This window comes from Staphylococcus sp. HGB0015 (assembly GCF_000411275.1).
GTDB classification, from domain to species: domain Bacteria; phylum Bacillota; class Bacilli; order Staphylococcales; family Staphylococcaceae; genus Staphylococcus; species Staphylococcus schleiferi.
Window position 1 is genome coordinate 1,308,878 of sequence record NZ_KE150417.1, and the last position, 12,607, is coordinate 1,321,484.

A 12,607-nucleotide genomic window follows, 5' to 3' on the forward strand; every position below is an offset into this window, starting at 1 on the left:
AATGAGCATTCAAAACTGAATACAATATGTCATGTTAATTCCGTCTATCACCTGTTGGTGATATTTCCGTATATTATCCTTAGAAAGGAGGTGATCCAGCCGCACCTTCCGATACGGCTACCTTGTTACGACTTCACCCCAATCATTTGTCCCACCTTCGACGGCTAGCTCCAAAATGGTTACTCCACCGGCTTCGAGTGTTACAAACTCTCGTGGTGTGACGGGCGGTGTGTACAAGACCCGGGAACGTATTCACCGTAGCATGCTGATCTACGATTACTAGCGATTCCAGCTTCATGTAGTCGAGTTGCAGACTACAATCCGAACTGAGAACAACTTTATGGGATTTGCTTGACCTCGCGGTTTCGCTGCCCTTTGTATTGTCCATTGTAGCACGTGTGTAGCCCAAATCATAAGGGGCATGATGATTTGACGTCATCCCCACCTTCCTCCGGTTTGTCACCGGCAGTCAACTTAGAGTGCCCAACTTAATGATGGCAACTAAGCTCAAGGGTTGCGCTCGTTGCGGGACTTAACCCAACATCTCACGACACGAGCTGACGACAACCATGCACCACCTGTCACTTTGTCCTCCGAAGAGGAAAACTCTATCTCTAGAGCGGTCAAAGGATGTCAAGATTTGGTAAGGTTCTTCGCGTTGCTTCGAATTAAACCACATGCTCCACCGCTTGTGCGGGTCCCCGTCAATTCCTTTGAGTTTCAGTCTTGCGACCGTACTCCCCAGGCGGAGTGCTTAATGCGTTAGCTGCAGCACTAAGGGGCGGAAACCCCCTAACACTTAGCACTCATCGTTTACGGCGTGGACTACCAGGGTATCTAATCCTGTTTGATCCCCACGCTTTCGCACATCAGCGTCAGTTGCAGACCAGAAAGCCGCCTTCGCCACTGGTGTTCCTCCATATCTCTGCGCATTTCACCGCTACACATGGAATTCCACTTTCCTCTTCTGCACTCAAGTTTTCCAGTTTCCAATGACCCTCCACGGTTGAGCCGTGGGCTTTCACATCAGACTTAAAAAACCGCCTACGCGCGCTTTACGCCCAATAATTCCGGATAACGCTTGCCACCTACGTATTACCGCGGCTGCTGGCACGTAGTTAGCCGTGGCTTTCTGGTTAGGTACCGTCAAGACGTGCACAGTTACTTACACATTTGTTCTTCCCTAACAACAGAGCTTTACGATCCGAAGACCTTCATCACTCACGCGGCGTTGCTCCGTCAGGCTTTCGCCCATTGCGGAAGATTCCCTACTGCTGCCTCCCGTAGGAGTCTGGACCGTGTCTCAGTTCCAGTGTGGCCGATCACCCTCTCAGGTCGGCTACGTATCGTCGCCTTGGTAGGCCGTTACCCCACCAACTAGCTAATACGGCGCGGGTCCATCTATAAGTGACAGCAAGACCGTCTTTCACTGTTGAACCATGCGGTTCAACATGTTATCCGGCATTAGCCCCGGTTTCCCGGAGTTATTCCAGTCTTATAGGTAGGTTACCCACGTGTTACTCACCCGTCCGCCGCTAACTTCAAAGGAGCAAGCTCCTCGTCCGTTCGCTCGACTTGCATGTATTAGGCACGCCGCCAGCGTTCATCCTGAGCCAGGATCAAACTCTCCATAAAAGAAGTAAGCTTGATATAGCTCGTTGATTGATTAAGTCAATCACTCTTCAAAGTACGTTAAAGTACTCAAATTATCGGAATTAACGTTGACATATTGTCATTCAGTTTTCAATGTTCATTTTTACCGTTACAAGAATCAATTATACTTTAAATCTTTTGTTGTGTCAACAATTATTTAAAGTATAATTGATTCTTTGTTAATAAGTTGTTGTCTTTCATTCAACATTTATTATCTTATATTGTTATCAGAGAAGATTCAAGCGTTAATTTTACACTTTTAAAACCTGATTTACAAAGTAAAGTTAATTTAAATATTGTTTGCTCGAAACGACTTTTATATCTTATCAAGCAGAATGAAATACGTCAACAGAAAATAGAGATGTTTATTAATAAATATTACTATCATTTTGTAAACTGACGCGTTAAGAGAGAATTTTATATCTTTGCATAAGAAAAATGTGGTTTAAGGATGGATAATATGCACTAACTTTCACATAAAAGGTCTCACTTTATTAAAAAGAGGATTGACTTCTACTTATCATGATCGTTTTGTATCTAAAAGTCTGTACCGTGAAAGTCATAATATCACCACGGGAGCCATCAATAAAAAAGACGCATTTAATGAAAGGATGAGTCATGCACCTTATCATTAAATGCGTTTGAAAGTTTCTATGATTCTTTTTTCTTTTCTTCAGCTTCTTTACATGATTGACAAATTCCATATATTTCCATTCGATGGTGTGTTACATCGAAATGTGTGACATGTTGCGCAAGTTGTTCAACTTCATGCAATAGCGGATAATGAAAGTCAACGATTTTTCCACATTTTTCACATATCACATGATAGTGGTTTTGTGTATCGAAATCAAAACGACTAGAGGCATCACCGTATGTGAGCTCTTTAACTATACCTGTTTTCTTAAAAACTTTAAGATTATTGTAGATTGTAGCTACACTAATATTTGGAAAATCAGGCGATAATGCTTGATAAATTTCATCAGCAGTTGGATGTGAATGTGCTTTAATTAGGAAATTCAATATTGCTTGACGTTGTGGTGTAATACGAACGCCTGCTTTTCGTAAAGACGCTATTGACTCTTGTAATTGATGTTCATGAGATTCCAATTCAGCAGCCATTAGTTTCACCCGTCTCTCTAGTTAATAATAATTCTTACTTAATAACAATATAAAGGTTAGAGGCTGCTTATGTCAATGGATATGTTAATATCCTTTATTCACATCAACTACATTCTCATTAACTTCACCGTTATTGAGAAAATTTTCTAAATTATTTAAAAATATGTCTGTTGCTTGTTTCTTATTGTCATCACGATTTCCTGAAATATGTGCCGTAATATAAACATTATCAAGATCATATAATTTAGATGTAGCTTCTAATGGTTCTTTGTCAAAAACATCCAAATAAGCTTTTCTTATCTCATGTTCTTTTAAACTATCTACTAAAACCGCTTCTTCAGTAATCGTTCCCCTTCCAATATTGATGAACAAAGTATGTTGATTCATCGCTTGGAAATCTTCACGTTTTAATAAATGATAAGTTTCCTCAGTCTCTGGTAATAAGTTGACTATAATATCAGCTGATGCATAAATCTCTTGGCGTCGAGCTAACGAGTCAGTTTGATCGAAATAGTCAGCCTCATGACCAGTCGTATTAAGTCCTATTGTCTCCATACCTAAAACTTTAGCAACTTGTGCCGCTCTCTGAGGTATTTTACCAGTACCTAAAAAAAGAATACGTTGTCCACTGACAGATGGTGTTACACGTTTATGATTGTAGATTCTATCTTGTTGCTCGCTATATGCTTCTTTCAGTTCTTTATAGTCATCTAAAATATAAGCAAATAAAAATTCCGTCAATTGCTGTGCATGGACACCCCCTGCGTTCGTAAGCGTAATGCCTCTTTCATTCAACGTTTCAAAAGGTAGCGTATTGACACCCGTTGCATACCAAGCAATCCATTTTAAGTTTGGTGCGTTTTCTATAAATGCTTGATTTACTTCTGCGTGATAAGTAATTAATACATCCATTTCTTTTTGAATATCATGAGGTAATTCTGATGGGTGCTTATAAAAATGAAATGACACATCTGGATAAGCTTCTTTTAGACGCGATTCTTGATCATCTAATCGCATTAAACTGACAACAATCATATATACCTCACCCTTCTAATATAGCTTTTAATTGCTCCATCTGTTCCTTAACTTTAACTTTTTCAATTACATCTAAAACTTTACCGTCTTCGTCAATCACAAACGTCGTTCTAACAATACCCATCGATTCTTTACCAAAAGACTTCTTTAATTGATATACACCCACTGCTTCAGATAATTGATAGTCTTCATCTACGAGTAAGTCGAAATTCAAATCATGCTTTTGAACAAAATTTTGATGCTTTCGTTTAGAATCACCACTAATCCCATAAACTTTGACATCCAAATCATTAAAAAAGCTTAAATTATCTCTAAAGTCACATGCTTCTGTTGTACACGTCGGTGTGTTATCACGAGGATAAAAATAAAGCACTGCTTTTTGACCTTTTAATGTATCATTTGTAATCCATTCATCATTTTGTGTTTCTAATTTAAATTCTGGAAATTGGTCGCCTTTTTTTAACATCACAATCCCTCTTTCTAATAACGTTTAATTTTATGATACGATAAGAGGTGAAAATATTAAATTAAAAGAGGTTGGTTAAATATGAAATTTACATTAAGTGAAGCACTTCAGAAACAATCTGATGAATATATATTAGGCGGTGTGAACTCCCCTTCCCGTTCTTATAAAGCAGTGGGCGGTGGGGCACCTGTTGTTATGAAGTCTGGTAAAGGTGCATATCTCTACGATGTGGATGGTAACCAATATATTGATTATTTACAGGCATACGGTCCAATTATTACAGGACATGCACATCCTCATATTACGAAAGCAATTCAAGAACAAGCTGCTCTTGGCGTATTATATGGAACACCGACAGAACTAGAAATTGATTTTGCACGTAAATTACGTGACGCAATCCCTTCTTTAGAAAAAATACGTTTTGTCAATTCTGGTACAGAGGCCGTGATGACAACCATACGTGTCGCAAGAGCATACACAAAACGAGATAAAATCATTAAATTTGCTGGTTGTTATCATGGACATTCCGATTTAGTCCTAGTGGCTGCAGGAAGTGGACCATCTCAACTTGGTTCTCCTGATTCCGCAGGTGTACCAAAAAGTGTCGCACAAGAAGTGATTACCGTGCCTTTCAATAATGTTGATGCCTTTAAAGAAGCAATGGCACATTGGGGCGATCAAGTTGCAGGTGTACTTGTAGAACCGATTGTCGGCAATTTCGGTATGGTTGAGCCGCAACCTGGCTTTTTAGAAGAAGTGAATCGTATTACACATGAACACGGTGGTCTTGTAATCTATGACGAAGTGATTACTGCTTTTCGTTTCCATTATGGCGCTGCGCAAGATTTATTAGGCGTTTATCCAGACTTAACAGCATTCGGTAAAATCATTGGTGGTGGTCTACCGATTGGTGGTTATGGTGGCCGTCAAGATATTATGGAACAAGTCGCACCTTTAGGGCCTGCTTATCAAGCGGGTACAATGGCAGGTAATCCATTATCAATGAAAGCAGGTATTGCATTATTAGAAGTGTTAGAACAAGACGGCGTATATGAAAAGCTTGATCAACTTGGTAAAAGACTGGAAGAAGGCTTACAAGCAGCAATTGATAAATATAATGTAAAAGCTACAATTAATCGAATTCGAGGGGCGTTAACAGTCTACTTTACAGATGAAAAAGTCACACATTATGACCAAGCAGATGCTTCTGATGGTGAACAGTTCGGTAAATTTTTCAAACTTATGCTCAATCAAGGCATCAATTTGGCACCTTCTAAATATGAGGCTTGGTTCTTAACAACAGAACACACAGAAGCCGATATCGATAAAACAATAGCTGCTGCCGATTATGCATTTAGCCAATTGTAAACTTCTATATTGAAAAATGCGCTACAACAGTGTATAACATGATTAAACATATTCAATATTAATTGAAATATAACATAAAGGAGCGCGATGACTTGAAACTGGGAGCTCGAATATTAAAAACCGGTATCGCCATTATACTTGCGGTTTCAATTGCTTCATTGTTACCCGGATCAACAGGCATGGTGACTGTAGCAGGCATTGCAGCGGTTGTTGCGATGCAGCCTAGTGTCTATCGTACTTTTAAAACAATTGTTGACCAATTTCAAGGTAATGTAATTGGCGCATTACTTGCTGTAACAATGGTTACGATATTTGGTAACAATGTCATCATTATGGGTGCGACAGTGATTTTGCTCATTGCTTTACTTTTTAGAATGAACATTGCGCACGTTGCAACTTTAGCTACAGTCACTGCCCTCGTCATTATGGGGCAACACAATGGATCGTTTTATATATCCGCATTTTATCGTTTTTCACTTGTCATGATTGGTGTCATCAGTTCTTTTATCGTCAATTTAACATTTTTACCTCCGAAATTTGAGACAAAAATTTATTATAATTCATTAAACATTTCAACGGATATTTTCAAATGGTTTAATTTAGTCCTAAATGATGCAACGGAGTTTAATCATGTAAAGCAAGATTTGGAACATTTACGACAAAGAATCGTAAAACTAGAACAATTTTTAGAGTTTTATAAAGAAGAACGCGTTTTTACAAAAAAACAGGTCTTTGCTCAAACACGTAAGAAAATTTTATTTAAAGAAATTGTTTTATCGACACGAGATGCATATGATGTTTTACGTCGCATGAATCGTTATCAAAACGATCTCGTCCATCTCAGTCATTCGTTACTACTTCAAATTAAGTTAGAGATTGACGAACTAACACAGTTTCATGAGCAAATTTTAATTAGTATTACTAAAAAAGCAAAATTTGACGTCTCGCACGATCAGCAATTTGTACCCAATCCTCTTAAAAAAGATATTATGACAGCATTTCAAGATGAAGTGATTCATAATCCGAATCCTTGTGGGTTCTCTTATGCGAATATTATGCATATCATCTCTTCATTAGAAGAATATCGTTATAATCTAGAACATTTGGACCGATTGCGTGTTAGTTATTTTAAATATCATGCAACTGATCCGGATATTGATATAATTGAAGAGGACTTTGACTTATAAAGAGACATTGCCTGTTTTTTATAAACGGCGTTAAAAAAGACGACTATCCACATCAACACTTTAATGTGAGATGAGATAGACCGTCTTTTTTATTTTTATTCCATCAAACTGTCATTGACCAGTTTGAGTTGATAGCGTTTGATAGTATCCAATTGCCCATTTTGGTGTTTAATCGTCACATGTTCAGGTCCAATTTCTGTTGGGCTTTCGACGCCAACTGCTGCAGCAATATTAAACAAGCCCTCATGCAAACTCGTAATATATTTAACAACACGATATTGTTTTTCATCTACCACTAAAGCACGTTCCTTCTTTGCATCCGTTGTCGCTACACCCGCCGGACAAGTATTTTTATGACATTGTTTACTCATAATACATCCAACACTAATCATCATCGCTCTCGCAACATTGACTAGATCTGCCCCTAACGCTAAAGCAATGGCAATTTTATCAGGTGTAATTAATTTTCCAGAAGCAAATATTTTGATACGTTCTCTAATTCCATGCGTTTTGAGCAACCCGTCTATGATGGGTAAAGATGTAAATAAAGGTAATCCTACACCGTCTTGCAATTCCTGAAAAGATGCGCCAGTACCACCTTCGCCTCCATCTATCGTAATAAAATCAGGATAAATGTCTAAATGTTTCATCGTTTCAATAAGTGTTACAAATTCATTTGCATGTCCTAATACCATTTTAAAGCCTACAGGTTTTTGACCTAACTGACGTAACTCTTCTAGCCATTCTAATAAATCTTTGGCATTTTGTATAAATTCAAAACGGTTAGGGGAATCGATTGTTTCATACGGTTTAAGTCTTCTAATTTTAGCAATCTCTTCAGTTACTTTTTTACCTTCAATATGTCCCCCTCTTGTTTTAGCACCTTGAGCAAGTTTAATTTCAAAAGCTTTTACTTGTTCTTTTTTGGCGATTTCAACAAATGCTTTTGAATCAAATTGACCTTGCTCATTTCTAACACCAAATAGTCCTGGTCCAATTTGAAAAATAATATCCGCTTCCCCTTTTAAATGATGTGGAGAGAGTCCACCTTCACCTGTGTTCATCCATGTGTTCGCCATGCCTAGACCTTTTGAAAGAGCGGTAATCGCATTCTTCCCTAACGCACCATAGCTCATACCTGATTGACCGACAAGACGCTTAGCAAAATAAGGGTGTTCAATATTCTCGCCAATTTTAACGTACTGTTCAGGTGATAGTAGGAAAGGATCCACATTCTTTTCAACCGCTTTTTCTTTACGATTAACGAGACCCTCATTTTTTATTTGATACAAGAAAGTCGTAATTTGATGTGTATTATCCACTTTTAAAGCAGGTTTTTGTGTTGGAAACATTGCATTGTTAATAAAAAAGCCATGTTGATAATTTTTTTGTGTCCCGAAACTCGCACCTCTATTTTTATATTTCCCTGCTAAAACAATATCTTGATAATCTAGTCTAGAAAAAGGTTTATCTTCATTATCATTTAGAAAAAGATATTGTCTTAATTCAGGACCAATATGTTCAAGAAAATATCGGACTCTCGCAAGAACTGGATAATTCCTTAAAACGCTATGTTGCTTTTGACCTTTATCAAAAATTAAAAATGCTACTGCAGCGATGATTAAAAATAGAAGTAACCCCACTAAAATGATATTGACGATCAATTGCAATATTGTTAGAAAAGACACTGGCCCATCCCCTTATATTTTTGATTGTATTATACCCTATATTGTATCGTCATATCATATTTAAAACCTTTTTTAGTTTCAATTCACGAACACGAGTGCTTTCTCATTTAAAGCAGAATAACCAAAGTTCTAAAGAGTATCTTTTTAAGTTTCATTACTAAAAAAAGAGCAAACTAGAAATCTTAATTCAACAAAGATTCCATTTGTTTGCTCTAATTGAATGCCCGTTTTTAATTATTAAAGATTTTGTATTGAATAAAGTCGCTCATAAGCGCCTTGCTTGTCAATGAGTGTTTGATGTGAACCTTGTTCTACAATTTCACCATTTTCAATAACTACAATTTTATCGGCGTGTGTGATGGTTGACAGGCGGTGTGCGACAATGATGGTAGTTCGATCATGACTTAATGTATCAAGTGCTTCTTGTATGATTGCTTCACTTTCTAAGTCGAGTGCACTTGTTGCCTCATCAAGAATCAAGATAGGTGGATCATTTAAAAAGATACGTGCAATAGACAATCTTTGTTTCTGTCCTCCTGATAATTTCACACCTCGTTCGCCTACTTCAGTATCATAGCCTTGTGGTAAATCCATAATAAAGTCATGTGCATTTGCAAGCTTAGCAGCCTCAACCACTTCTTCAAAAGTTGCGTCAGGTCGTCCGAGCAAGATATTTTCTTTTACTGTATCAGAAAATAAAATATTGTCTTGTTGTACCATACCGATTTGTCGTCTCAAACTACCCGTATCGAACGCTTTAATGTCATGCCCATCAATGGATATATGGCCCTCTGTCACATCATAAAATCGCGGGATCAAATTGATTAAAGTTGACTTACCACCTCCACTCATACCTACAAAAGCGACTGTTTCACCATGTTTAATATCTAAATTCAAATGTTTTAAAACATCTTTTTCATTAGGTTGATAGCGAAAAGAAACATTTTCTATTTTGATGTGTCCTTCTTTAATCGCTATCGGTTTTGCATAGTCAGTATTTTTAATATCATACGGTTCATCAAATAATTGAAAAACGCGGTCCATTGATGCAAAACTTTGTGTCAATGTAGTAAAAGAAGAAACGAGTCTTCGTAAAGGCCCATAGAGTTGTTCTAAGTAACTCACAAATGCGGCAAGTGTCCCGACTGTGACTGAACCTGTAATTGCTAAATAAGCACCATAGCCGATTACAATTAATGGACCGATATCAGTTACTGTATTGATTGCTGAAAAAGAATAGGCGTTCCAACGTGTATGTTGAAATGCTTTATTTAGAAAATTTTTATTTCGATGATCAAAGTTTTGTGCTTCATTATTTTCAATAGCAAAACTTTTAATGACTGCCATACCATTTACACGTTCATGTAAAAAGCCTTGTGCTTCAGCTAATTTTTGTGAACGTTGACGTGTCAGTGCTCTTAATCTGCCAAAGAAAAAATACACAGTTAGTACATAAAACGGCAAGATGACAATCGCCGCAAACGTTAACTGAACATCCAAAAAGAACATGACAGACAGTGCGATAATAATGGTGATACAATCGAGCCAAATATTCATCAGGCCTGTCATAATAAAGTCTTTTGTCTGTTCTACGTCATTAATGACACGGGAAATGACTTCACCCGCTTTATTATTCGCATAAAATTTAGCACTTAAAGCTTGAAGATGATCATACAATTTTTTACGTATATCATATAAAATTTTGTTACTTGTCCACTGTGCCATATATTGTCTCAAAAACTCAATAGGTGGACGTACAATTACAAAAATAAATGCTGCAATTAACATTGCAACAAACAGTCTCATTAGTTTATCATCCACAGTAAGAGCAGCATTGTTGATGACATCATCAATGACAAACTTGATGAGGAGTGGTATGAGTAAAGGAATACCAAATTTTAATATCCCTACAATAATTGTCCCAAATAATAGCCATTTATATGGCTTCACAAACTCTAAATAACGCTTAATCATGCGCTTGCCCCCCAAAAATTATATGCTTCCAATTAAGAATTTGTGCGTACATTGTTGTTTATTCGTTTTCTAATGTGTCAGCTATTTTACGCTTTGCTTCAATTAAATAACCGCAAGCATTATCATTTTGCTGCCCCTTATTTGTTGATTCAAATAGGCAATCTGTCAATATGACGTGATTGTATTGAGGTAAAGTACAACGATTTGAACGGGAGTAAGACGGAACACTATTCGCTTCCAAATCTTACTCCCGTATTTAAAATCATTGTTCAAACTCTGTACATCATCCGATGTATTGAATGACATCGGCTTAAACAGACTATGTAAGAAGTTGTTTTCACACCGTCTACTACATCACATATCGAGCCATTTGCAAAATAAAATTAAACTTCAAAATTGACGAAATTCTTTATACTAACACGCTTACTTTTAAATATTTTTATATTTTTGAAAACGTTGACGCCATACTTTGATAAAATCTGGGGCAAATGGTCCCTTTTTCTGTTCAATCCATTGTTGAAGAATATCGACATTTCGTCTTAAAATCAAATCAATATCTTTCGGATAATTCATTTGATTCATATGTTGTTCATATTCATCCTCATCAAGTAAGTGATATTTTCCATTCGGATAGACTTTGATATCTAAATCATAGTCAATATACTTAAGGGCTTCTTCGTCGCAGACAAATGGAGAGGATAAGTTGCAGTAATAGTAAATGCCATCTTCTCTGAACATACATATGACGTTAAACCAAAATTCTGAATGAAAATAGACAATCGCGGGTTCACGCGTTATCCAAGTTCGGCCATCACTTTCGGTCACTAATGTATGATCATTTCCACCAATAACCACATCGGCTGTTCCCTTGAGGATAGTCGTTTCTGACCAGACACGATGGATTTTGCCATCATGTTTATAAGATTGTATCTTAATCGATTCCCCTTCTCGAGGTACACACGACTTGACCACTTGCCACACCTCCTTAATTGTTATAACCTCGACTATTATATCACAATCAATCCGGTTACTTAATTATTCAGCTTGATGAAGCTTTTTAAAAATTTTAGTCATTGGGACCGGAAAAGAATAGTGTTCTTTTTGTTCAGGCACCAACCAAAGTCTTCCTTCTGCCACCTTGCGTTCATCTTCTTGAGCAATTTCTGCTAAATGGACATGAAGCTTCCAAGTAAGGTGTGTAAATTGATGCTTTAAGGTCATGATTTCCTTTTCTTTAATTTTTAATGAATCTACGATAACAGCTTCAGATGGCGTTTGACTAAGTTGTTCAACCATTGGAAATTGCCACATTCCTTTTAACAACGAAGACGTTCTTTGTTCAATTAAATAACGGCCTAGATGGTCTTGAATCACATAAACATCAAAGTTCAATTCTTTTTTCTTTAGTTTTTTAGTTTTCACAGGACGCTCTAACACTGTCCCATTTGCATATGCTTCACAGTGATCTTGAACTGGACAAAATATGCACAGGGGTGATTTCGGCGTACAAACAAGCGCGCCTAATTCCATCATTGCTTGATTAAAATCGCCTGCTTCAGAAGCAACATACGGCAATAGTTCTTGTTCATAAGCTTTTCGTGTCGATTGTAACGCTGTATCGCGACTATCATCATTCAAACGAGACCACACACGAAAAACGTTGCCATCTACTGTGGCTAACGGTAAACCATAAGCAATACTCATCACTGCCGCTTGCGTATAAGGACCAACACCTTTTAAAGATAAAAATGTATCAGGATGCTGAGGTACAATCCCGTTGTGCTGAGCAACGACTTCTTTAGCAGCTGTATGAAAATTACGGGCACGACTGTAATACCCCAAGCCTTCCCATAATTTTAATACGTCTTCTTCTTGTGCTGCGGCTAAATCTTCAATACGTGGAAATTGTGTAATAAAACGTTGATAATAATCTCTAACCGTATCGACTTGTGTTTGTTGTAACATGACTTCACTTACCCATATGTAATATGGATTTTTAGTTTCTCTCCAAGGCATCTGTCGTTGTTCGAGTGCAAACCATTCTAACAAATGCGGCTTAAAAGAAATTTCGTTTAACATTTCTATTCCCCTTTTAAAATTTGAATAATTTACCTTCA

At 37.2% G+C, this 12,607-nt stretch carries 10 protein-coding genes and 1 rRNA gene; 2 read left to right on the forward strand and 9 right to left on the reverse strand.

The annotated features are described in order from the left end of the window. Positions 1-83: 83 nt before the first annotated feature. The 4 genes from HMPREF1208_RS06175 to bcp all read right to left on the reverse strand — a co-directional run bounded on the left by HMPREF1208_RS06175 (position 84) and on the right by bcp (position 4,273). Positions 84-1,635, reverse strand: a 16S ribosomal RNA gene (locus HMPREF1208_RS06175). Positions 1,636-2,304: 669 nt separating this feature from the next. Then, positions 2,305-2,772, reverse strand: coding sequence for a peroxide-responsive transcriptional repressor PerR (gene perR / locus HMPREF1208_RS06180; protein WP_016425479.1), 468 nt, complete (start codon positions 2,770-2,772; stop codon positions 2,305-2,307). A gap of 84 nt (positions 2,773-2,856) precedes the next feature. Next, positions 2,857-3,807 (reverse strand): NAD(P)-dependent oxidoreductase, encoded by a 951-nt coding sequence (locus tag HMPREF1208_RS06185; protein ID WP_016425480.1) that lies wholly within the window; start codon positions 3,805-3,807, stop codon positions 2,857-2,859. Between the two features lie 7 nt (positions 3,808-3,814). Next, a complete protein-coding gene (gene bcp / locus HMPREF1208_RS06190; RefSeq protein WP_016425481.1) occupies positions 3,815-4,273 on the reverse strand; it encodes a thioredoxin-dependent thiol peroxidase in 459 nt (152 codons plus the stop codon). 81 nt (positions 4,274-4,354) lie between these two features. Between bcp and HMPREF1208_RS06195 the strand changes: the two genes are divergently transcribed. Further along, the gene (locus tag HMPREF1208_RS06195; protein WP_016425482.1) at positions 4,355-5,641 is read left to right on the forward strand and encodes a glutamate-1-semialdehyde 2,1-aminomutase; all 1,287 of its coding nucleotides are present in this window, start codon (positions 4,355-4,357) and stop codon (positions 5,639-5,641) included. Between the two features lie 92 nt (positions 5,642-5,733). Beyond that, positions 5,734-6,828, forward strand: coding sequence for an FUSC family protein (locus tag HMPREF1208_RS06200; RefSeq protein WP_016425483.1), 1,095 nt, complete (start codon positions 5,734-5,736; stop codon positions 6,826-6,828). A 95-nt stretch (positions 6,829-6,923) separates the two neighbouring features. Here HMPREF1208_RS06200 and HMPREF1208_RS06205 read toward each other — a convergent pair whose 3' ends face one another. The 5 genes from HMPREF1208_RS06205 to mutY all read right to left on the reverse strand — a co-directional run bounded on the left by HMPREF1208_RS06205 (position 6,924) and on the right by mutY (position 12,569). Then, positions 6,924-8,516 (reverse strand): FMN-binding glutamate synthase family protein, encoded by a 1,593-nt coding sequence (locus tag HMPREF1208_RS06205; RefSeq protein WP_016425484.1) that lies wholly within the window; start codon positions 8,514-8,516, stop codon positions 6,924-6,926. 237 nt (positions 8,517-8,753) lie between these two features. Then, positions 8,754-10,490 carry an ABC transporter ATP-binding protein gene (locus HMPREF1208_RS06210; RefSeq protein ID WP_016425485.1) on the reverse strand — a complete coding sequence of 579 codons (1,737 nt, stop codon included), beginning with the start codon at positions 10,488-10,490 and terminating at the stop codon, positions 8,754-8,756. 58 nt (positions 10,491-10,548) lie between these two features. Beyond that, a complete protein-coding gene (locus HMPREF1208_RS12065; RefSeq protein WP_016425486.1) occupies positions 10,549-10,731 on the reverse strand; it encodes a hypothetical protein in 183 nt (60 codons plus the stop codon). Positions 10,732-10,919: 188 nt separating this feature from the next. After that, positions 10,920-11,462, reverse strand: a complete 543-nt coding sequence (gene ntdP, locus HMPREF1208_RS06215) for a nucleoside tri-diphosphate phosphatase (RefSeq protein WP_016425487.1) — start codon at positions 11,460-11,462, stop codon at positions 10,920-10,922. A 63-nt stretch (positions 11,463-11,525) separates the two neighbouring features. After that, the gene (gene mutY, locus HMPREF1208_RS06220; protein WP_016425488.1) at positions 11,526-12,569 is read right to left on the reverse strand and encodes an A/G-specific adenine glycosylase; all 1,044 of its coding nucleotides are present in this window, start codon (positions 12,567-12,569) and stop codon (positions 11,526-11,528) included. Positions 12,570-12,607: the final 38 nt, after the last annotated feature.